Genomic DNA, 22,052 nt, shown 5'->3' with positions numbered 1-22,052 from the left:
GGGTTATCAAACTGGTCAGTGACCGTTGTCAGACCGATATTTTTTTTCCTGTCCGTTTGCCAGCGCTTTGTTCTGCGTTAATTCCAGGGTTTTAATCTTCGCGGTGCTGCTGTCAGCGACAAACACAATCGCTTCCGTGCGGCTGTTACCGTTGCGCATTTTCGCTTTCAGTAACCCTTTACCCGCTGATTTACTGATGACTTTAACCGTTGCGGTACCATCCGCGCCGGTAATCACGGTCAGAGTCTGACCACTGTTACCCTCCGCATCGAAAATCGTTACGCCTTCGGCATTTTTCAGCCCTGAGACACTGAATGTCACTGCTTTATTTGCCAGCACACCGCCGCCAATGCTGCTCTGCAACAATGCCACTGCCGTAAACTGATCACTGTTATTTGCCAGTAATTCACGGTTTGGTGTGACGGTCAGTTTGGTGATCGTTTCTGTGGACGGAATAACATTGACCCACATTTCTGCGGTATTGGACGAGTTACCCTCGTTATCTTCCCCGACTGCCGTAACACGGTAGCCCTGCGGCGCACCGTTACGGGTCATAAACACGTATTCAGGCAGGGTGATATCGGCTGTCGTCAGACCGGTTTGTCTGATTTCACCACCATTTGCTTCCAGTTCAGGCGCGGACCAGCGGAGTGATTTCAGTCCGTATTTTGCTTTCAGAACACTGGCGGTAACCGGCAGGGTTTGTGCCGCTTCACCTTTGAGTTCCGGTGGCAGCCCGATCCGCAGCAGTTCCTGCTTGCGGTACTGCATCACGATATTGTAATTACGGTCTACGAAGTCGTAGCGGTTACCCGCCAGATTACGCATTAAATCTACGTTTTCGGTATCAAGCTGCTGAGACAACGGCACACCAAAGCGGTAGGAAAGCTCCATTCCGACTTTGCTGTCATTGGAATCACCGGCGGAGGTTTCACCTTTAAAGGTGATTAACGGGAACGGGGTATAACTGACACCGACCGTGGAAACAGACGGGTTACTTTTCAGTTCACCGGTGGATGTGGTGCGGGCGAGGCTGACGCCGTCACCAAAATACTGTTCATATTTTACAAATGCACCTAACTGCGGATAATCCGGCAGATAACCCTCTGCTCGGATATCAAACCCGTTCGCCGGGCGTTCATCATAGTCACGCATGTCATGCAATGTGGACTGATGCCAGTCTGTAATTCTGAAATAGCCGTTTGCCGCGAGCTTCACATAATCCGCCCACAGCTCACCGCCGATACCCACCCGCGAGTTGCTGCCGGTAATGTCATAATCATAAAAACTGTTCAGACCCCACATCCAGCCATCTTCATACTGACGATAGCCCAGACCGAGGTTGGTGGTGGTCCGCTCATCATTTGCGCGGATACCGAATTGTGAGAACAATAAGCTGTTCGGATTATCAACCAGCGGGATCAAAAGATCGGCATCGCCGGTTTTATTGCTGCCAAACTGTACCCTGGCATGACCTACCTGGTTCAGCCAGTCATTAACCTGCTGATTAAGCAGATTTTCACCGAGGCTGCGGACATAGCCGACAGATGCGTCAACCGCATCATCTGACGACAAAATTTGTCCTGCCTGTGAGGCATTTCCTGCCCATTTTGATTCTGATGCTGCTGCGTCATCTTCAGGTGAGATATCCGGCAGACCCATTGTCGGCAGGGCACTGAAAATATCATCTGTCCGCACGGTATTATCACGCGGGGCAGGTTTTGCCGGGTCCGGTAGTGTACTGACACTCATCGGGAACGTCATGCCGTTCTGACCGGAAATAAAACCGGCGCCCGGATCGGCGGGCATAACGCCGAATTCGCCTCCGTCAGGCATCTGAACGGTAAAATTGTTACTGTCAGAGTTACCGGCAGACGAGCTACCGGCAGATTTCTCTGACAATGCAGGGGGTGTGTCCATCAGTGCATTAAGTCCGTCAACGGTATTTGACATTATTAATTCACTGTCTTGTTCCATCGCATAAGCAATCGATGATGTTGCAACCGATATCGGAAAAAATAACTGTAGAAAGAGTAACAGACAGGCTGTTACTCTTTTCGTTTTCGAGTAATACGTTGCAACTGGCATGGACACATCCCTATATTAAAATAAAAATCAAAACAGAAAATTAAATGTCAGAAAGTGCTTTTATTTTATCTTTCACACCGATGAAACCTGCGTACTGAACTTTTGTACATAATGTATCCAGCTTCTTATTCAGCGTCATGGATAACACTTCACGCGAGTCTTTATCCATGATTTCTTTATTCACATTCAGGAAGGTATAGTTTTGATTAATACGGCCATAGCTTGATGAGAACTCATTAAACTCGCCCTGATTAACACCTTTCAGAAAATTAAACCCATCAACACAGGCATTCTTTGTTGACGCAATAACAATACCCTGTGAAGCCACTTGTTTATTTCCCACATACGCCTGTGCCGCGTTATTACCTTCTACATTTGGTGTGGCAGAGCGGGTTTGCTGTTTAGCCGGTGGGTTTTTAATTCCGGATGTATTTTTCTTTACCGGCGAAGTCGAGCAAGCGGAAATAATCAGTGAAAGTCCGGCAATAACCAGCGCTTTTTTGTTAATCATCATTTTCATTCATTCCTATTTTATAAAAATTAACTCTTATTGAGAGAAAATACAGGTTCAATAAAACACCTGATGTATCTGAATGCTGTTAATACCGTAAAAAAAAATAACGTATTATTAGTCATCAGATAAACAGACAAGGGGGGAGTCAGCTCAAAAGAACAGATAAAGAGGGAAGTCATTACGGATAGATATTCAGCATTGTGTGTCATCAAATCCGTCTATATTTTCCTGTTCGGAAACAGCGTACTGATAGTATGTGCTGATAATGGAGAAAAGTTCGCTGATCTCACGCTCCGCCATTCCCAATGCCGCGCAATACCTGAGCATGACATCCGGACTAAGCACAGACAAACCGCGTTCATAGCGGGATATTTGCTGCTGACTGATATTGAGTTTCTCAGCCAGTTCCGAACCGGTTAACCCCTGACTTTTTCGCCTTCTTTTTAAGAAAAAACCCACTTCCTTCGAAAGAGATATAGTATTATCACACATAGAAAAACCTGTTCTACCTGAGGATGTTTAACTCCTTTTATGTTTATCCGGGGGATTTACTAAAATTAATAAAAATAATCCCCGCCTGACTTTAGCACCAGAAAACCCAATAAAAAAAACAACAATCCCTGTTTGTTATTTAATCCATTGTCTGAAAGAAGTCAGCCACTGCCTTACTTTCAAATAATACTCTTCAATTAAATACCAGTTAAATGAGTTTAATGTTGCTATTGTAATAAAAAATAAAAATCCAATAAGTAACACTGGTAAATATCTATTATCTGATCGGGTAAAGAATAAATGAATCCGGTTAAGCCATGCAAATAATCATTCTTCTTTCGTTATTACAAAAACAATTGGTAAAACCTATCATTAAAAAAATCAAAAAAAAACGTTCAATGATAAAATAATCATTTAAATTCATCAGATTATACAAATGAAGAAACAATCATGAGATGTATTAACCCTATAACATACGCAGATATAACTCTCAGAAAGGCTAAAGATGCATTACTTTGTTACATTTTATATTTAATTATTACTTAAGATAAATAAAAAAAACCCAACATTACATGTATAGGAGATTAAATATAACTCGGATAATTTGTATTATATTTACCGAAGAGAAATATAACGCGGATAACTTGTATTTTATTTTATGAATAAATAAAATCAGTAATACTGCGGCGGATTTTTTTCTCTCAGCCAGCTGATTTTGGAATTATGATTATTACGCTTATGCCAGAGCATCAGGAAAGGGATCTCCAACTGCCGGTACAGTGACTCATCAAACGGAAGCGGCAGGCAGACTAAATCCAGCTGAAACTGAGTGACATAATGCAGACAATAACCGGGCGCACAGGTAATAAGTGAATGTCCGGGATGCGCTGCCATCAGCAATGATTGTTCAAAAGAGGAATAAGAGAGCCTGATTTGCCGTGAGCGCCCTGTATCATGCAATAAATCATCCAGCGCCCACGGAATGCGGTTTCCGTATTCGGTACTGATATGCGGGTATTTCACCAGGTTATCAATCGTCCAGTCTTCATTCAGAACAGGGTGATCACGCCGGATAAATGCCAGCGGGCGGTCAGTAAACAGGACGTCAAAATTAACAATGTCAGGAATAGCACTGACCGTCTCTTTTGATTTCGGGTAACTTTCACGCCCGAGCAGACCGATATCCGCCTCCCCCGCAATCACCGCACTGAGTGAGTTATAATCCCAGTCGCGGATACTGACAACAGATTCAGGATAGCTATCCAGGATAGAAACAGAAAGGTCATGCAGCATAATCAGGTTGAGCGGCGCTTCCATCAGCAAACGGAACTGAATCCCTTTCGGGTTTTCGCTGTCACGGATCTCCGAGATATATTTCGCGGCATGTAAAAATTCCGGTAACGAGCTTTCCAGACGCAGCATCAGCGGTGTCGGCGACAGCCCCTGCGGGCTGCGGATAAACAGCGGGTCATCAAACCAGGTGCGCAACTTTGTCAGCGCCTTACTGATAGCTGAGGGCGTCACCGAGAGTCTTGCCGCGGTCAAACTGACACTGCGCTCCTCCAGCAGATACTGAAGGATAACAAGTAAATTCAAATCCAGTCGGTGCAGTGATTTATTCATTGAATGAGCTGTCGTTGCTGCTGTCGGGATACCGTTTCAGTAATATCGCACCCGCCAGTGAGGTTGTCAGCAGAATAATAAACAGCATTGTCACTGACGCTACACCCGCCTGTGCCATAATCCAGATATACGCCGATGCAAAACTGAGCTGAGATATTGCCAGCACTGAGCTTGCCATCCCGGCGCGGGTGACAAACGGGGATAGCGCCTGGCTCATGATAATCCCGAACATCAGTGAAAACCCCGCTCCACACAATCCGAAAACAATCAGCAGCAGGATCACATAATCCGCACCACAAAGAAAAATGCCCAGTAACAACGCATTAAGCAGAAATAGCCCCAGCGCGGTATAAAGAACAGAGCGGCTGTTAAAAGCCGTAATAATTTTCGGCATGGAGAAAGAGATACTCATACTGACCACTGCCAGCAGCGCCATTGCCACAGAGTATTGCCCGGATGTAAATTGCATCTGTCCCATAAGGATCATCGGCGATACATTCACATAGGTCAGAATAACCCCCATTCCCAGGCAGGAAATCGCCAGGCGGGTCAGGAAAAAGGTATTGAGAAATACCTCTTTCGCCACCTTTATATCGCTGCTGTTTTCATCTGTATGCAGGGACTTTTCCGGACGGGTTTCTTTAATAAAGAACAGACAGAAAATAATACTCACCAGCGCGTATGCGGCACAGACATAAAACATCACTGACCAGTGAAAATACAGGAGGATAATAAAGCCGATAACCGGCGCCAGCACCGGTGCAATGCAGGTAATGCCATTCATCATAGACAGTACTTTTGCCCGCGCCTGCCCGGAAAGCACGTCACGCAGCAGGGCAAATGTCACCACATAACAAAAACCTGCCCCCACACCCTGTACGAAACGGGCAATAAGAAAGAAAGTAGTTGTTGTGGCAGAGCCTGCCGCCACAGAAGCCAGCGCAAAAATAACGGCACCTGCCAGGGCAACCGGTCTACGCCCGATATGATCCGCACACCAGCCGGCAATCAGCATGGTGGACGCCATACCGGCAAGATACACAGAGAAAGCGATATGCAGCGCACTTTCTGCGGCATTTAAATCTGCCGCTATACGCGGGAGCCCGGTCAGGTGTAAATCCACACCCAGCGGGTACATCAGGACAATCCAGAAACTAAAAATGACATATCTGCGCATCACACCGATCCTTATATACCCTTATTCATTCAAACCGCAGGGTCTGGGCTGCACTCAGTCAGCCGGGTCACATACTTATGTATGCTCCCCGTCTGACTTCCCTTGCCGCCTGCCTGCATCCTGAATGACGTTGGGTATAAAGAGAGTCGCCGGTGTGATTGTAATCAGCCGTTTTTACTTTCCCTACTGACAAATAACGAAACTCTGTTTTCCATTCAGGAAAAGATGTTTTCCGTTCTGTACACACCCGGGTTATCCGTGATCAGCATACCCACACCCCAGTCGGCAAAGTGAGCAACCAGTTCCGGGTAATTCGCCGTGTAACAATAGACCTGATAACCGGATTTCTTCAGAGATTTTACCGTTTTTTCCTGTAAAAACAGCCAGTCACAGTGCACACTGAACGCATCAATTTCCTGCAACAATGTCAGTGGCTGTTCAGGGATTTTCTCCCAGAGCTGTCCGCGCCGGATAAGCGGCATCCGCTTGTGCATATGACGCAATGTGCGGGAATCAAAGCTTGAGAAAAGAATTTGTTCTGCGGGAAAGTCACTCATTTCAATCACCGCAGCGGTGGCTTCGCACAGGTCAGCAATTGCCGCATCACTGTCTGTCAGTTCTGTTTTCAGTTCCAGATTAAGGTGTGTGCCATTTTCTGCCGCCAGTTCCAGTAAATCCGTCAGCAGCGGAATTTTCTCCCCGCGAAATGCTTCACCAAACCACAGCCCGGCATCCAGAGCCCGCAATTCCCGCAGCGTTAAATCCGTCACTTTTCCGCTGCCGTTGGTGGTACGGTTCACCGTTTCATCATGAATAAGGACCGGCACACCATCAGCGCTGAGCTGAACATCCGTTTCAATCCACGAACAACCAAACTCAACCGCCTCCCGGAAAGAGGTCATGGTATTTTCCGGTGCGCGGGAAGCAAAACCACGGTGCGCTGCAATAATCATATTTGTTCCTTTATACTTTATATATGACAGATCCGCTTATAGAGTATATATAACAGCAAAGTACTGCGCCTAAAAACAAAGAATCTTCCGCAAAATCATTTGTTCTGCTGCAACACCCACACAGCCGCTTCCACCCTCGACTTCACTTTCATCTTTTTCATCAGATTCTTCACATGTACTTTTACAGTACTCTCCGTAATATCCAGCTTGCGGGCGATCATTTTATTCGGCTGCCCCTGCGCTATCAGCCTGAGAATATCGCGCTCACGCGGTGTCAGACTGTTTATATCCGGCTCCCCCTCACTGCGCACTTCCCGCAGTGCGCCCGCCAGCACTTCTGTCAGTGCAGGGGAAACCACCATTTTCCCCGCAGCCGCCTGCCTGAGAGCCACCAGCAACTCTTCCGGCTCCATATCTTTGAGCAGATATCCATCCGCCCCGCGCCGCAGGGCCGTTATCAAATCTTCGCGGTAATTGGATACACTAAACACCACAATGCGCCCGGACAGCGATTTTTGCCGCAGAATATCCAGCGTTTCAAAGCCGTTCATGTCCGGCATATTCAGATCCAGCAGGATAAGATCAGGATCGAGTGTTTCAGCCAGCGCGATCCCATCCCGCCCGTTTCCGGCTTCACCGGCAACCTTCAGTGACGGCTCCAGGCTTATCAGCTGTTTGACGCCATTGCGCAGCATCGGATGATCATCAATCAGCAAAATAGTGGCGGGTGAGGAGACATCGCCCGGCTCATCCGGGTCACTCAATATTATCTCACCGGCAGAAAGACGTGCCGCTGCATTATTGTTCATGTTTACCTTGCTCCTGAATAATCTTCATTTATTTTTATAGTTGTATGCCCAACCTCATTCAGGATGCAGGCTGGTTGAGCACAGCCAACGAACCTGCAGTTTGAATGAACAAGTGCATATACCCAACGTCATTCAAGATGCAGGAAGGCGGCAAGGGAAAACAGACGGGGAGCATACATTAGTATGTGACCCGGCTGGTTGAGCACAGCCAACGAACCTGTAGTTTGAATGAATAAGGGTATATTACCCGGGGAAGCTTATCAGCACTTGTGTACCGCCCTGCTCCCGGGGGGTTATCTGACACGTTCCCTGCAATGTTGCCGCCCGTTCACGCATAATAGATAACCCGTAATGATTATTTTTTTTCCGGATTTTCCGGGATACCTTCCCCGTTATCCTCCACGCGGATATAAATCATCTGTGCGTCAGACCAGCACTGCACCTGCGCCCGGGACGCGTTTGAATGCTGAAGAATATTACTTAATGCCTCGCGGACGATCTGCACCACATGAATAGTCTGATGTGCGGATACCTGCCGCCCGGAGAGCTGAAAATCAAATCCGATACTGAACCCTGTGCGCTGATTAAATTCTTCCAGTGTCGTCTGTAATGCCGCATATAACCCGGGTTCCGTCAGTTTCAGGCGGAATGTGGTCAGTAACTCACGCAACTGATGATACGCACCATTCACTTCCTGGCGCATTTCGGTCAGTAACGTCTGACAATTTTCAGGGATCTGCGCCGAATGCATCTGTAAATAGCTTATCTGAATTTTCAGGCAGGATAATGACTGCGCAATAGAATCGTGAAGTTCGCGGGCAATAACAGAACGTTCATCCATCAGGATCAACTGTTGCTGCTGTTCATGCTGATACGCCAGTGCAAATGCGGAAATGATCTGTTTGCTCAGCATCTGCATCATATTTTGCTGCTCGCTGTCCAGTGCCTGCCCTGCCGGTAATAACAGCGTCAATACCCCGTAACGGTTAATCGGCCCGCTCAGGTTCCACGTCAGTTGCTCCTGAGCCTGCACCGGAATATGCCCGCCATCACCAATGTCGGTATAACGTGCGGGATTATTATCCTCAAAAATCCGCAGACACAGCGAACCACCCGGTACAAGCTGGTGCAGTGCCTGCAAAATATCAGTAAGTTGTGCGGTGAGATCAGCCGTCTGGTTCAGGCGCTGGCTGGCATTATATAAAAACGCCAGCGTCTGATTTCTCTGCTGTAAATCCTGTGTTTTTGCCGCTACCCGCTCTTCCAGCTCGCTGTAAAGAGCGGAGAGCTCTCCGGCGGTGCGGTTCAGTGCCTTGCCGATCATCGTGATTTCATCACGGTGGTCATAATCAGAAAAGCGCAGCTCAAAATTACCCTGCCCCATCGCATCAGCTTGTGCCATAAGACGCCGCCACGGATGCAGAATCCGGCGGCGGAAGTGGCGGACAGACAGCAAAAGCAGCATAACCATCAGTACGATAAAGACCAGCTGTATCGCCGCCACCAGCCGGATGGTCGATTCTGTCTGCTGGTCAATCGCAGAAACCAGTCCGTCAATTTTTTTCACAAATTCAGCTACCTGTGCCCGCGCTTCATCCGGCTGTCCCGCCGCTTCCAACGCCGGGCGCAGTTTTTGCCGCCAGATTTGTTCAATCGTCAGGAATTGTTTATGAATAGTTGCCGCGCCGACGGCTTTCATTCCGGAAAGAACAGTTAAATCAGCTTCAAAATCATCCAGATAGCCCTTCGATTGTGCCGTCAGAGGAATTTCAGACAGGAAACGGTAGCTCTGCATCCGTAATGTGCCGGATTTATTAATCGCATGGGCATTTCCCTGCACACTTTCTGTTATCTGATTCGTCAGCCCCATACCGATCACGGCAAAGACAGTCAGCAACACCATGCAGCCGGTGATTTGAGTAAGAATTGATGTGTGTTTCAGCATGCGGCTGACACTCCTGTGAATAGATCTGCGTATTTTCCCCGATTATTCCGAAAAAATACCTAATACTAAAGTAGTAACCCTTAAAACCTTGAGGTATCAGCATTCATAAACCACACTGTTTGTGTCGATATTAAATCATTGATTTTATATGTTATTACAATGAAAAATGCATTACCCCTAAAGTAGAATGACGGTTTTACGCTTAAAAATCAATCGGTTCACCCTTTGATTAAGATCAGTATCCGCTATCAGTAATGCACGTAAAAACGCCTTTAATTTCAGCATAATTTTGAGGTGTGTTATGGCTCAGACATCCAAAGGCAAGGCTCCGGCGGGCGTCATTACTGACTGGCGTCCGGAAGATGAAAAATTCTGGGCAGAAAGCGGTCACGCAGTTGCGTCACGCAATCTGTGGATCTCCGTTCCCTGCCTGTTACTGGCATTCTGTGTGTGGATGTTGTTCAGCGCCGTTGCCGTCAATCTCCCGAAAGTCGGCTTTAATTTTACCACTGATCAACTCTTTATGCTGACGGCGCTGCCTTCTGTTTCCGGCGCACTGTTACGCGTTCCTTACTCCTTTGTTATTCCTGTTTTCGGCGGTCGCCGCTGGACGGCATTCAGTACCCTTATCCTGATAGTACCTTGTGTATGGCTCGGTTTTGCTGTGCAGAACCCGTCAACGCCATATAGCATATTTGTGATTATTGCGCTGTTGTGCGGCTTTGCCGGGGCAAATTTTGCCTCCAGTATGGGGAACATCAGCTTCTTCTTCCCGAAAGCCAAACAGGGCGGCGCGCTGGGCATCAATGGCGGTCTGGGTAATCTCGGCGTCAGTGTGATGCAGTTAACCGCACCTTTTATTGTCACTTTCGGTGTCTTCAGTTTTATCGGCGGTAATGGGGTTACTCAGCCGGACGGTTCGGTTCTCTGGCTGCAAAATGCGGCGTGGATCTGGGTGCCGTTCCTGCTGCTGTTTACTGTTGCAGCCTGGTCGGGCATGAATGACCTCTCCGCTAACAAAGCCTCACTGAGCGAGCAGTTGCCGGTTCTGAAACGCAAACATTTGTGGATACTGAGCTTTCTTTACCTCTCCACATTTGGTTCGTTTATCGGGTTTTCTGCCGGGTTTGCCATGCTGTCCAAAACCCAGTTCCCGGATATCGTTATTCTGAAATTTGCCTTTTTCGGTCCGTTGCTGGGTGCGCTGGCGCGTCCGCTCGGCGGTTTCCTGTCCGATAAATTCGGCGGCATCCGCGTGACCTTTATCAACTTTATCGCGATGGCGACATTCACCTTCCTGCTGTTCTTCACCCTGCCGGGCGCAAATGACGCCGGCTCTTTTGCCGCGTTCTTCGGCGTCTTTATGGTGCTGTTTTTCACCGCCGGTCTGGGCAGCGGCTCCACCTTCCAGATGATCGCTGTGGTGTTCCGCAAAATCACCACAGAGCGCGTCCTGGCGCAAGGCGGAACAGAGAAAGAAGCCCAGCGCGAAGCAGTGACAGAAAGTGCCGCCGCACTCGGTTTTATCTCCTCAATCGGGGCTATCGGCGGATTTTTTATTCCGAATGCCTTCGGCATCTCGCTGAACCTGACAGGGTCTCCGGCGGGTGCCATGAAAGTGTTTGTTGTCTTTTATGTGGTCTGCATTCTGATCACATGGCTGGTTTATGGCCGTAAAAATAAATAACCCATTCTAATTATCAGAGCAATGTGAGCGCCCGGCGCTTATCGGGGGAACACCGAATGAGCAAGTTTTTAGACAGATTCCGTTATTTTAAGCAGCGCGGGGAAACCTTCTCCGGCGACCACGGACAAGAACTGAATGTTAACCGCGACTGGGAAGACAGTTACCGCAGCCGCTGGCAGCATGACAAAATTGTCCGTTCCACCCACGGCGTGAACTGTACCGGTTCATGCAGCTGGAAGATTTATGTGAAAAACGGGCTGGTGACGTGGGAAACGCAGCAGACTGACTATCCGCGCACCCGTCCTGACCTGCCGGATCATGAGCCGCGCGGCTGTCCGCGTGGGGCGAGCTACTCCTGGTATCTCTACAGCGCCAACCGCGTGAAATACCCGATGGTGCGCAAGCGCCTGATCAAACTGTGGCGCGAAGCCAAAGCAGAACATGCAGATCCGGTGGATGCATGGGCATCTATCATTAATGATGAAAGCAAAGCAAAAAGCTACAAACAGGCGCGCGGACGCGGTGGATTTGTCCGTTCCGACTGGCAGGAAGTGAATGAAATGATTGCGGCGGCAAATATTACAACCGCTAAGCAATTTGGTCCTGACCGGATTATCGGCTTCTCGCCGATCCCTGCTATGTCGATGGTTTCCTATGCATCAGGTGCGCGTTATCTGTCGCTTATCGGCGGTGCCTGTCTGAGTTTCTACGACTGGTATTGCGACTTACCGCCCGCGTCTCCGCAGACCTGGGGTGAGCAGACTGACGTTCCTGAATCCGCAGACTGGTATAACTCATCTTACCTTATCGCCTGGGGCTCTAACGTTCCGCAGACCAGAACGCCGGATGCGCACTTCTTCACTGAAGTCCGCTATAAAGGCACCAAAACGGTCGCGATCACCCCTGACTATGCTGAAATTGCCAAACTGTGTGACCAGTGGCTGAACCCGAAACAAGGGACAGACAGTGCCATGGCACTGGCAATGGGGCATGTGATCCTCAACGAGTTCCACGCAAAACGTCAGACCGAATACTTCACGAATTACATCCGCACCTACACTGACTTACCAATGCTGGTGATGTTAGATCCGCGCGCAGAAGGCGGTTATGTTCCGGGCCGCATGTTACGGGCTTCAGACCTGGTTGATTCCCTCGACGAGAAAGAGAATGCCGAATGGAAAACTATCGCAATTGATGAAACCAGCCAGCAACTGGTGGCACCGCAGGGCTCTATCGGCTTCCGCTGGGATAAATCCCGCAAATGGAACCTGGAGCCGCGTGACGCTAAAACGGGTGATGAAATCACCATGCAGCTGAGCCTGCTGGAAAAACACGATGATATCGCGGATGTCGCGTTCCCGTATTTTGGCGGCATCGAAAGTGAATTCTTTGAAGGCGTGGCACTGGATGAAGTGCTGATACACAAACTGCCGGTGAAAATTATCCGCCTGGCGGACGGCAGTGAAGCCCGCGTTGCCAGTATTTTTGATTTAACCCTTGCCAACTACGGCATCGACCGCGGTCTGAGTGATGTAAACTGCGCCACTGATTACAGTGAAATCAAAGCCTATACCCCGGCATGGGCAGAGAAAGTAACCGGTGTCAGCCAGCACAACATCATCCGTATTGCCCGCGAGTTTGCGGATAACGCAGAGAAAACACACGGTCGCTCAATGGTGATTGTCGGTGCCGGGATCAACCACTGGTATCACATGGATATGACCTACCGCGGCATCATCAATATGCTGGTGTTCTGTGGTTGTGTCGGTCAGAGCGGCGGCGGCTGGTCCCACTATGTGGGTCAGGAAAAACTGCGCCCGCAGACCGGCTGGCTGCCGCTGGCATTTGGTCTGGACTGGTCACGTCCGCCGCGTCATATGAACAGTACCTCATTTTTCTACAATCACTCAAGCCAGTGGCGCTATGAAACTGTTCAGCCGCAGGAACTGCTGTCCCCGCTGGCAGACAAATCCCGCTTCAGCGGCAGTCTGCTGGATCTCAATATCCGCGCTGAGCGCATGGGCTGGCTGCCGTCGGCACCGCAGCTGAACGTCAATCCTCTGGAGATTGCCGCGCGTGCAAAAGACGCCGGACAAGATCCGCTGGCATACACTGTCGACAGTCTGAAAAACGGCAGCATCCGCTTTGCCGCTGAACAGCCGGACAATCCGCAGAACTTCCCGCGCAACCTGTTTATCTGGCGCTCCAACCTGCTCGGCTCCGCCGGTAAAGGGCATGAGTATCTGCTGAAATACCTGCTCGGAACTGAAAACGGCATTCTGGGTAAAGATCTCGGTCAGCAGGGCAGCGTCAAACCGGAAGAAGCGGAATGGGTGGACGATGCTCCACAGGGCAAAGTGGATCTGGTGGTCACACTCGATTTCCGCATGTCCAGTACCTGTCTGTTCTCCGATATCGTGTTACCGACGGCGACCTGGTATGAAAAAGACGATCTGAATACCTCCGATATGCATCCGTTTATTCATCCGCTGACAGCCGCTGTTGATCCTGCCTGGGAGTCCAAAACCGACTGGGAAATCTATAAAGGGATCGCCAAATCTTTCTCTGAACTCTGTCCGGGACACCTGGGTAAAGAGACAGATATTGTCACCCTGCCGATTCAGCATGACTCCGCCGCCGAAATGGCACAGCCGTTTGATGTGAAAGACTGGAAGAAAGGCGAATGTGACCTGATCCCGGGTAAAACCGCGCCGCACCTGATTGCTGTCGAGCGTGATTATCCGAATACCTACGCCCGTTTTACCTCTCTCGGTCCCCTGCTGGATAAGCTCGGCAACGGCGGGAAAGGCATAAACTGGAATACGCAGGAAGAGATTGATTTCCTTAAAAAATTAAACCGTACCCGTACCGACGGTGTGGCAGACGGTCGTCCGGCAATTGAAACCGCGATTGATGCCGCTGAAGTGGTTCTCACCCTGGCACCGGAAACCAACGGGCACGTTGCCGTGAAAGCCTGGGACGCACTGGGTAAAATCACCGGGCGCGACCATACTCATCTTGCCATCCATAAAGAAGATGAAAAAATCCGCTTCCGCGATATCGTGGCGCAGCCGCGTAAAATTATCTCCAGCCCTATCTGGTCCGGTCTGGAAGATGAACACGTTTCCTATAACGCCTGTTACACCAACGTCCATGAAATGATCCCGTGGCGCACCCTGAGCGGACGCCAGCAGTTGTATCAGGATCATGAATGGATGCGTGCTTTCGGAGAATCACTGGTGGTGTATCGTCCGCCGGTTGATACCCGCGCAGCACAGCCATTGCTGGGTGCGAAACCAAACGGTCATCCGGAGAAAGCACTTAACTTCCTGACACCGCACCAGAAATGGGGCATTCACTCGACTTACAGTGATAACCAGCTGATGCTGACACTTGGTCGCGGCGGTCCTGTGGTGTGGCTGAGTGAAGAAGATGCCCGCTCTCTGGGAATTGAAGATAACGACTGGGTGGAAGCCTTCAACAGCAACGGCGCACTGACGGCCCGCGCGATTGTCAGCCAGCGCATTCCTGACGGCATGATCTTTATGTACCACGCCCAGGAGCGTCAGATTAACCTGCCCGGCTCTGAAGTCACCGGTATGCGCGGCGGGATCCATAACTCCGTCACACGTGTCTGCCCGAAACCGACGCATATGATCGGCGGCTATGGTCATCTCGCGTACAGCTTTAACTATTACGGCACTGTCGGCTCCAACCGCGACGAATTTGTTGTCGTGCGCAAAATGAAAAACGTGGACTGGCTCGACGGTGAGCAAGATGGCTACCAACAGACCCTGAGCGGGCAGGAGAAAGCGAAATGAAAATCCGTTCCCAAGTCGGCATGGTATTGAACCTGGATAAATGTATCGGTTGCCATACCTGCTCTGTCACCTGTAAAAACGTCTGGTCAAGCCGCGAAGGGGTTGAATACGCGTGGTTTAATAACGTCGAAACCAAACCCGGTCTGGGCTATCCCCACAACTGGGAAGATCAGGACAAATGGAAAGGCGGCTGGGTAAAAAATATCCGTGGCAAGCTGGTTCCCCGCATGGGCGGCAAAGTCGGCGTACTGGCGAAAATCTTTGCCAACCCTAATCAGCCTGAACTGGATGACTATTACGAGCCATTCACTTATGACTATGATCATCTGAAAAATGCACCGGAAGGCAATCTGCCGACCGCACGTCCGCGCTCCCTGATAACAGGCCAGCGCATGACAAAAATCGAAAACGGTCCGAACTGGGAAGATGATTTAGGCGGTGAATTCAGCCGCCGCAGTGCGGACAAAAACTTCGATAACATGCAAAAAGAGATGTACGGCCAGTTCGAGCAGACCTTTATGATGTATCTGCCACGTCTGTGTGAACACTGTCTGAATCCTGCCTGTGTCGCGACCTGCCCGAGCGGTGCGATTTATAAACGCGCCGAAGACGGAATAGTGCTTATCGACCAGGACAAGTGCCGTGGCTGGCGTATGTGCCTGACCGGCTGTCCGTACAAAAAAATCTACTTCAACTGGAAGAGCGGAAAATCGGAAAAATGTATTTTCTGCTACCCGCGCATTGAAGCCGGTCAGCCGACAGTCTGTTCGGAAACCTGTGTCGGGCGTATCCGTTACCTCGGCGTGCTGCTCTATGATGCTGACAGGATTGAAGAAGCAGCAAGTGCGGATAACGAAAAAGATCTGTATGAGCGCCAGCTCGGGATTTTCCTCGACCCGAATGACCCGGACGTGATCCGCCAGGCGCAGGCCGATGGTATTCCGCTGAGTGTGATTGATGCAGCACAGAAATCGCCGGTCTATAAAATGGCGATGGAATGGAAACTTGCCCTGCCGCTGCACCCGGAATACCGCACATTACCGATGGTCTGGTATGTGCCGCCTCTGTCACCTATTCAGTCTGTCAGTGATGCGGGCATGTTACCGCACAGCGGCGTACTGCCGGATGTGGAGAGCCTGCGCATTCCTGTGCAGTATCTCGCCAACCTGCTGACCGCCGGAGATACCGCGCCGGTGCTGCTTGCGCTGAAACGGATGCTGGCAATGCGTCATTACAAACGCGCTGAAACCGTGGATAAAACCCGCGATATCAGTGCATTGGAAGAAGTCGGACTGACCGAAGCCCAGGCGCAGGAGATGTACCGCTACCTGGCTATCGCCAACTATGAAGATCGCTTTGTTATTCCGTCAAGCCACCGCGAACTCGCGCGGGAAGCCTTCCCGGAACGCAACGGCTGCGGATTCAGTTTCGGTGACGGCTGCCACGGCAGCGACACTAAATTTAATCTGTTTAACAGCCGCCGTATCGATGCCATCGATATCACCCAAAAGACGCCTGAAGATGCGCCAATCTCAGAGAGGCATTCATCATGATCACACTGAAAATCATCGGATGCCTGCTGGATTATCCGAATGACGCGTTATGGACGCACCGCGATGAGCTGATCACGGAGATTGAACAGGCGCACGAACTGCGCCTGACTCAGGCTGCCTCACTGATGTATTTCACCGGTGAACTGACCGCAGAATCCCTGCTGGACAGCCAGGCGCGTTACAGTGAACTGTTTGATCGCGGCAGAGCCACTTCTCTGCTGCTGTTTGAGCATGTTTACGGCGAATCACGCGATCGCGGTCAGGCAATGGTTTCGCTGCTGGATCAATATGAAGAAGCCGGGATCACCCTGAGCAGCCGCGAATTGCCGGACTATCTGCCGGTTTATCTGGAATATCTCTCAGTGATGCCGCCGGAAAAAGCCATTCAGGGACTGAAAGATATCGCGCCGATCCTGGCACTGCTCGGTGAGCGTCTGCGCCAGCGGGAAAGCCATTACCATGAACTGTTTAAGCTTCTTCTGGAACTGGCGGACAGCGAACTGACACTTGAATCACTGAACCGTCAGGTCGCAGGAGAAGCCCGTGATGATACCCCGGCAGCGCTTGATGCCGTCTGGGAAGAAGAGCAGGTTACATTCCTGGCTGATAAAGGCTGTGATAACTCAATGCTGACACAGCATCAGCGTCGTTTTTCACAGAGTGTCGCCCCTAATTATATTCAGGTGGGTGATACGCCGGTTCCCCCTGTGGCAAAAGGAGTGAATCCATGAATTTCCTCAATACGTTTTTCTTTAATATTTACCCGTACATTGCAGGGACAGTTTTTATCATCGGCAGCTGGCTGCGTTATGACTATGGTCAGTACAGCTGGCGCGCGGGTTCCAGCCAGATGCTCAGCAAGAAAGGCATGCATCTGGCATCCAACCTGTTCCATTTCGGGATAATCGGGATCTTCTTCGGCCATTTTGTCGGGATGCTGACACCGCACTGGATGTACGAACCCTTCATTACTGTGGGGCAAAAACAGATGCTGGCAATGGTCGCGGGCGGCACCTGTGGTGTGATGACGCTGATTGGCGGTGGTCTGCTGCTCAAACGCCGTCTGACCAACCCGCGCGTACGTGCAACATCCTCTGTCGGCGATATTCTTATCCTGTCATTGCTGGTCATTCAGGTGATCCTGGGACTGGCGACCATTCCGTTCTCCGCACAACACACTGACGGCAGCGAAATGATGAAACTGGTCGGCTGGGCGCAGGCTGTGGTGACGTTTCAGGGAGATGCCGCCGCGCACTTAGAGGGCGTTGCCTTTATCTTCCGGATGCACCTGGTGCTCGGAATGACCTTGTTTATTCTGTTCCCGTTCTGCCGTCTGGTGCACATCTGGAGTGCACCTGTTGAATATATTACGCGCCGCTATCAGTTAGTGCGCAACCGCCATTAATGCAGCACCAATAAAACAACGACAGTCTCATCCTTTAAATGCACAGTTTCGGGTGGCGTATGCCACCCTTTTTTTGTTCACAACTAAAATTCAACATTTACAACATATCCACACACATAAAAAATTCCTGCTAAATCAATCCAGTAAAAAATAATCAGCAGAAACACACTGTTTCTCTCCGGTTGTGATGCTCATAATTGCTATTTTTCGCTGCTTTTTTGTTATTAAAATGATTTTGTAATCATTAAAAAAATAGTTGAAATTAATGTTGACCGGCATCACAAAACTGGTAAGATACCTCCATCGAAGCGACACACGCTTTACACCTAATTCAAACGCAGGAGTTCATTATGAAAATGATTAAATCTTTCTTCTCAAATCTGACCCACGCTGCTGCTATCATTGCTAAATACAGCAAAGCATTCTGAGTTACAGATTCACGAAAAAAGCGCCTTTAAGGCGCTTTTTTTTATACCTGCAATCCGGCTTCAACAAAAGTTGAAGAAAGCCCGGCTGACGCCGTAAACTATCCCCGCAGTTCAGATAAAAACCTGCCCATCAACCTAAATTCAACATTTACAACATTTACAACATCTCCGCACGGATAAAAAACTACTGCTAAATCAATTCAGTAAAAACACACCAGCAGAAACACGCTGTTTCTCTCCGGTTACGATGCTCATTATTGCTATTTTTCGCTGCTTTTTTGTTATTAAAATGATTTTGTAATCATTAAAAAATAGTTGAAATTAATGTTGACCGCCATCACAAAGCTGGTAAGATACCTCCATCGAAGCGACACACGCTTTAAACCTAATTCAAACGCAGGAGTTTATTATGAAAATGATTAAATCTTTCTTCTCAAATCTGACCCACGCTGCTGCTATCATTGCTAAATACAGCAAAGCATTCTGAGTGACAGATTCACGAAAAAAGCGCCTTTGAGGCGCTTTTTTTTATGTCTGCAATTTATACCCTTATTCATATTTATATGACTCATACTTCACCCAATTTCCCGCAATTTCTGTACCAGATAATCAATAAATACCATCATATGCGGCGGCTGATAACGCGACGGCGGATAAAGCAGCCAGGCATCCCCGCTGTAACGTGTTTTGAATGTCCAGTCAGCCAGTACCTGAACCACCTCACCCCTCTCCAGTGATTTACGGGCAGTAAACACCGGCAGCCCGCCGATACCAAGATGTGATTTCACACCATCGAGCCGCACGCCACTGTGATTAGACGCATAACGCCCGTGTACATTCACAGACACCACTTTATTTCCCTGCTGAAAACGCCAGCGCGTATCAGCTGCCTCTTCGCTCAGAAATAAACAACTGTGGTTTTTCAGCTCCTGCGGGTGAGATGGCACGCCGTGCTCAGCAAGATATTGCGGTGTGGCGCACAGGATATGGCTGACCGCAAAAAGCCGCTTGCCGATAAGCCCCGGCGGCGGCTCATTCGTGATACGGATAGCAAGATCAATCTCTTCATCAATCAAATCCATATAGCGATCTTCCAGGCGCAACATGACATTCACCCCGGGATTGGCATTAAGGAATTCATTGATAAGCGGATGCACCATAAAATACCCCAGAGCTTTCGGCGCACCCAGACGCACCAGCCCCGAGGGCGTTTCACTGAACTGCCCGCTGGCATTCATCACCGCCCCCGCCGAATTCACCAGCGCCTGACAATGCTGATAAACCGCTTTACCACTTTCATTCAGACGCAATTTCCGGGTTGTGCGCTGCAACAGGCGGGTATTGAGCGCGCGCTCAAGACGGGAAACCGAGCGGCTGACAGCAGAAGGGGTTGCACCCAGTTGCCGGGCGGCTTCAGAAAAGCTGCCGGTTTCAACCACCTTGGCAAACACTGCCATTTCTTCGAGTAATGCGAGGGTTTCACTTGTGATCACAGGGAATAAATCCTTTGCATTTTTGCCGTATTATCATATTACAGAGTCTGCAATACAATGGATAACAATCAAACAGAATAATAACGGGGCGCACATCATCATGACCGAAAAATGTTATCTGACCAGCAGGGCCTTACAAGATACTGTCACTGTGCTGGATTGCCATCCGGCTGAAGACGGGCGTTATGCGGTCACCCTGGATAAAACCCTCTTTCACCCACAGGGCGGCGGGCAACCGGGCGACACCGGGACGATTGGTGATGTGAATGTTATTCAGACGGCTTTTATGCCTGAGGGGATCATTCATTACACTGATGCCGCTGTTCCTGCCGGTGAAGCAGTGATTTGTGTGGATGCACAAAAGCGCCTGTTGCACTCACGGCTGCATACCGGCGGGCATCTGTTATCTCATGTGATGGAAACTCTCGGCTGGAAACCAACCAAAGGTCATCACTGGCCGGATGAAGGACGGATCCAATATATTCCTGTCGGATCGCCGGTTATTATTGATTCAGAAGATGTGCGTCAGCGCTGTCAGCAACTGATCGACGCGGATCATAAATGTCACCATTATCAGGATGATGACGGACTGTTTCAAATCCGTTTTGCGGACTTTGAACCTTACTCCTGCGGCGGCACACATGTGCAGTCACTCGGGGAAATCGGCGCTGTCATCCTTAAATCACAAAAGACCAAAAAAGGCGTTCTGTCCATTCAATACGACATCGCCTGACAAAAGCGTTTTCTCTGCGGCGGAGTGATTTCCGCCGTGTCCATACCCGTATTGAGGTCATTATGAATCTGTTTAACTGGAATGAATTTCTGGGGCTTGCGCTCGTTCATTTTTTCATTGTTGTCTCGCCGGGACCGGATTTTGCCGTCACGTTGCGCCAGAGCATTTACTACGGACGCAAAGCCGGACTGATGACCGCGCTGGGCATCGGTGCAGGTATTTCAGTACATGTCATTTATACACTGATTGGTGTGACCGCCCTGATGCAGGCAACACCCTGGCTGATGAATGTCGCAAAATACATTGGTGCTGCGTATCTGATCTGGCTCGGGATCCAGTTCCTGCGCAGCAAAGGATCGAGTGCAAAAATTACACCGGATACTGCGGATTCCGGATCAGCACAAACCGCCGGAAAAGCGTTTTGGATGGGGTTTCTGACTAATGCCACCAACCCGAAAGCGATGCTGTTTTTCCTGGCGATGTTCACCACGTTGGTCAGTGTGTCCACACCGGTATCGGTAAAATTGTTCTACGGTGTCTGGATGTGTGGCGTGAATGCAGCATGGTTTATGCTGGTTTCCCTGCTTTTTTCCCATCAGCGGATCCGCGAACGCTTCCTCGCACACAGTAAACTGTTTGATAATATCATCGGTGTGGTGCTGCTGCTGTTTGCCGGACGGCTCTTATTGATGGTGTGAGAGTATTGATGGTGTGAATTAACGCCGGGCAGGGGATAGGGTTTCTCCCCTGCCGCTGAAAACAGTAGTATCACCGCAATATTATTTTAAACGGGGAATATCCGGGTTATCTCTGACCAGGTTCTGATAGGTTGCGTTATCCATTTTTAAAAATGTGTATTTTTCGCCGGGTCTGGTCAGTCTGATTGCTAAGATTTCATTCCCGAGCATATACAATTGCGTGTTGTAATGCGTTTTCTCATTCAACTCTTCAATTTTCGGCGCTTTTCCGTTTATAACAGATGTGCGTTTAAACGAATTCATTGTGAAGATTTTATCTTTCTCATTAAATTCCCAGGTGTAATATTCACTGTATTCCGACTCTGGTTTTCCGTCTTTTTCATCAATTGAGAGATAATTTAACCCTGAATGATTCGGGAGAAAAACAGCCAGATAAAGAAAATCCACAGGATCTTCATCAGATATCGCCCAGGCACCGTATAAATCCTTCGTTTTAATCGTTTCTGCAATTGTCGCGTTTTCAACTTTCTGGTCATTCACCCCATCCATAGGCGAAGAAAGCATACTACAGGAAACAATAAATATGCATGATAGTGCAATTAAACTATTTCTAATCAATGACATGTTTCATCC

17 protein-coding genes are annotated in these 22,052 nt (G+C 49.3%); 7 read left to right on the top strand and 10 right to left on the bottom strand.

The window, feature by feature from the left end; genetic code table 11:
* Window positions 1–15: 15 nt before the first annotated feature.
* From AYY16_RS11250 to AYY16_RS11215, 8 genes are all read right to left on the bottom strand, one after another.
* Window positions 16–2,088, bottom strand: a complete 2,073-nt coding sequence (locus tag AYY16_RS11250) for an inverse autotransporter beta domain-containing protein (RefSeq protein ID WP_082970704.1) — start codon at window positions 2,086–2,088, stop codon at window positions 16–18.
* Window positions 2,089–2,128: 40 nt separating this feature from the next.
* Window positions 2,129–2,602, bottom strand: a complete 474-nt coding sequence (locus AYY16_RS11245; RefSeq protein ID WP_223861212.1) for a hypothetical protein — start codon at window positions 2,600–2,602, stop codon at window positions 2,129–2,131.
* Window positions 2,603–2,794: 192 nt separating this feature from the next.
* Entirely contained in the window at window positions 2,795–3,094 is a 300-nt protein-coding gene (locus AYY16_RS11240) for a helix-turn-helix domain-containing protein (protein ID WP_067366319.1), read from the bottom strand.
* 672 nt (window positions 3,095–3,766) lie between these two features.
* Window positions 3,767–4,717 carry an HTH-type transcriptional regulator YidZ gene (gene yidZ / locus AYY16_RS11235; RefSeq protein ID WP_067366316.1) on the bottom strand — a complete coding sequence of 317 codons (951 nt, stop codon included), beginning with the start codon at window positions 4,715–4,717 and terminating at the stop codon, window positions 3,767–3,769.
* Window positions 4,710–5,894 carry an MdtL family multidrug efflux MFS transporter gene (locus AYY16_RS11230; protein ID WP_067366313.1) on the bottom strand — a complete coding sequence of 395 codons (1,185 nt, stop codon included), beginning with the start codon at window positions 5,892–5,894 and terminating at the stop codon, window positions 4,710–4,712. Before AYY16_RS11230 ends, yidZ begins: the two co-directional genes overlap by 8 nt.
* Before the next feature lie 215 nt (window positions 5,895–6,109).
* The gene (locus tag AYY16_RS11225) at window positions 6,110–6,847 is read right to left on the bottom strand and encodes a glycerophosphoryl diester phosphodiesterase (RefSeq protein WP_067366309.1); all 738 of its coding nucleotides are present in this window, start codon (window positions 6,845–6,847) and stop codon (window positions 6,110–6,112) included.
* Window positions 6,848–6,942: 95 nt separating this feature from the next.
* Window positions 6,943–7,656, bottom strand: a complete 714-nt coding sequence (gene narL / locus AYY16_RS11220; protein WP_082970703.1) for a two-component system response regulator NarL — start codon at window positions 7,654–7,656, stop codon at window positions 6,943–6,945.
* 355 nt (window positions 7,657–8,011) lie between these two features.
* Entirely contained in the window at window positions 8,012–9,601 is a 1,590-nt protein-coding gene (locus tag AYY16_RS11215) for a histidine kinase (protein WP_235846285.1), read from the bottom strand.
* Window positions 9,602–9,902: 301 nt separating this feature from the next.
* Between AYY16_RS11215 and AYY16_RS11210 the strand changes: the two genes are divergently transcribed.
* Genes AYY16_RS11210 through narI form a run of 5 tightly spaced genes read left to right on the top strand, consistent with a single transcriptional unit; the run spans window position 9,903 to window position 18,067 of the window.
* On the top strand, window positions 9,903–11,288 hold the full coding sequence (locus tag AYY16_RS11210; RefSeq protein ID WP_067366306.1) for a NarK family nitrate/nitrite MFS transporter: 1,386 nt from the start codon (window positions 9,903–9,905) through the stop codon (window positions 11,286–11,288).
* A 56-nt stretch (window positions 11,289–11,344) separates the two neighbouring features.
* A complete protein-coding gene (locus tag AYY16_RS11205; protein WP_067366303.1) occupies window positions 11,345–15,109 on the top strand; it encodes a nitrate reductase subunit alpha in 3,765 nt (1,254 codons plus the stop codon).
* Window positions 15,106–16,662 carry a nitrate reductase subunit beta gene (gene narH / locus AYY16_RS11200; protein ID WP_067366300.1) on the top strand — a complete coding sequence of 519 codons (1,557 nt, stop codon included), beginning with the start codon at window positions 15,106–15,108 and terminating at the stop codon, window positions 16,660–16,662. Before AYY16_RS11205 ends, narH begins: the two co-directional genes overlap by 4 nt.
* Window positions 16,659–17,393: a nitrate reductase molybdenum cofactor assembly chaperone gene (gene narJ, locus AYY16_RS11195; protein ID WP_067366297.1), complete on the top strand. Its 735-nt coding sequence runs from the start codon at window positions 16,659–16,661 to the stop codon at window positions 17,391–17,393. The genes narH and narJ overlap by 4 nt, the downstream gene beginning before the upstream one ends.
* Entirely contained in the window at window positions 17,390–18,067 is a 678-nt protein-coding gene (gene narI, locus AYY16_RS11190) for a respiratory nitrate reductase subunit gamma (protein WP_067366294.1), read from the top strand. Before narJ ends, narI begins: the two co-directional genes overlap by 4 nt.
* Window positions 18,068–19,070: 1,003 nt before the next feature.
* Here narI and AYY16_RS11185 read toward each other — a convergent pair.
* On the bottom strand, window positions 19,071–19,988 hold the full coding sequence (locus AYY16_RS11185; protein WP_067366291.1) for a LysR family transcriptional regulator: 918 nt from the start codon (window positions 19,986–19,988) through the stop codon (window positions 19,071–19,073).
* A 100-nt stretch (window positions 19,989–20,088) separates the two neighbouring features.
* On the opposite strand from AYY16_RS11185, the gene AYY16_RS11180 reads away from it, so the two are divergent.
* Complete coding sequence (locus AYY16_RS11180) at window positions 20,089–20,721, top strand: alanyl-tRNA editing protein (RefSeq protein WP_067367249.1); 633 nt, start codon at window positions 20,089–20,091, stop codon at window positions 20,719–20,721.
* A 62-nt stretch (window positions 20,722–20,783) separates the two neighbouring features.
* Window positions 20,784–21,419, top strand: coding sequence for a LysE family translocator (locus AYY16_RS11175; protein WP_067366288.1), 636 nt, complete (start codon window positions 20,784–20,786; stop codon window positions 21,417–21,419).
* A gap of 81 nt (window positions 21,420–21,500) precedes the next feature.
* Here the strand turns inward: AYY16_RS11175 and AYY16_RS11170 are convergent, their stop codons facing one another.
* On the bottom strand, window positions 21,501–21,959 hold the full coding sequence (locus AYY16_RS11170; protein ID WP_150384893.1) for a hypothetical protein: 459 nt from the start codon (window positions 21,957–21,959) through the stop codon (window positions 21,501–21,503).
* Window positions 21,960–22,052: the final 93 nt, after the last annotated feature.

Source organism: Morganella psychrotolerans (assembly GCF_001676155.1).
Lineage (GTDB): Bacteria > Pseudomonadota > Gammaproteobacteria > Enterobacterales > Enterobacteriaceae > Morganella > Morganella psychrotolerans.
This window is presented reverse-complemented; position numbering and strand designations above follow the sequence as displayed.

Excerpts from the sequence above, each read along its gene's own strand:
- AYY16_RS11245 (WP_223861212.1), bottom strand. The coding sequence starts at position 2,602 with ATGATGATTAACAAAAAAGCGCTGGTTATTGCCGGACTTTCACTGATT.
- AYY16_RS11215 (WP_235846285.1), bottom strand. The coding sequence starts at position 9,601 with ATGCTGAAACACACATCAATTCTTACTCAAATCACCGGCTGCATGGTG.
- AYY16_RS11250 (WP_082970704.1), bottom strand. The coding sequence starts at position 2,088 with ATGCCAGTTGCAACGTATTACTCGAAAACGAAAAGAGTAACAGCCTGT.
- narI (WP_067366294.1), top strand. The coding sequence starts at position 17,390 with ATGAATTTCCTCAATACGTTTTTCTTTAATATTTACCCGTACATTGCA.
- AYY16_RS11230 (WP_067366313.1), bottom strand. The coding sequence starts at position 5,894 with ATGCGCAGATATGTCATTTTTAGTTTCTGGATTGTCCTGATGTACCCG.
- AYY16_RS11210 (WP_067366306.1), top strand. The coding sequence starts at position 9,903 with ATGGCTCAGACATCCAAAGGCAAGGCTCCGGCGGGCGTCATTACTGAC.
- narH (WP_067366300.1), top strand. The coding sequence starts at position 15,106 with ATGAAAATCCGTTCCCAAGTCGGCATGGTATTGAACCTGGATAAATGT.
- narJ (WP_067366297.1), top strand. The coding sequence starts at position 16,659 with ATGATCACACTGAAAATCATCGGATGCCTGCTGGATTATCCGAATGAC.
- AYY16_RS11175 (WP_067366288.1), top strand. The coding sequence starts at position 20,784 with ATGAATCTGTTTAACTGGAATGAATTTCTGGGGCTTGCGCTCGTTCAT.
- AYY16_RS11240 (WP_067366319.1), bottom strand. The coding sequence starts at position 3,094 with ATGTGTGATAATACTATATCTCTTTCGAAGGAAGTGGGTTTTTTCTTA.
- yidZ (WP_067366316.1), bottom strand. The coding sequence starts at position 4,717 with ATGAATAAATCACTGCACCGACTGGATTTGAATTTACTTGTTATCCTT.
- AYY16_RS11225 (WP_067366309.1), bottom strand. The coding sequence starts at position 6,847 with ATGATTATTGCAGCGCACCGTGGTTTTGCTTCCCGCGCACCGGAAAAT.
- AYY16_RS11180 (WP_067367249.1), top strand. The coding sequence starts at position 20,089 with ATGACCGAAAAATGTTATCTGACCAGCAGGGCCTTACAAGATACTGTC.
- narL (WP_082970703.1), bottom strand. The coding sequence starts at position 7,656 with ATGAACAATAATGCAGCGGCACGTCTTTCTGCCGGTGAGATAATATTG.
- AYY16_RS11205 (WP_067366303.1), top strand. The coding sequence starts at position 11,345 with ATGAGCAAGTTTTTAGACAGATTCCGTTATTTTAAGCAGCGCGGGGAA.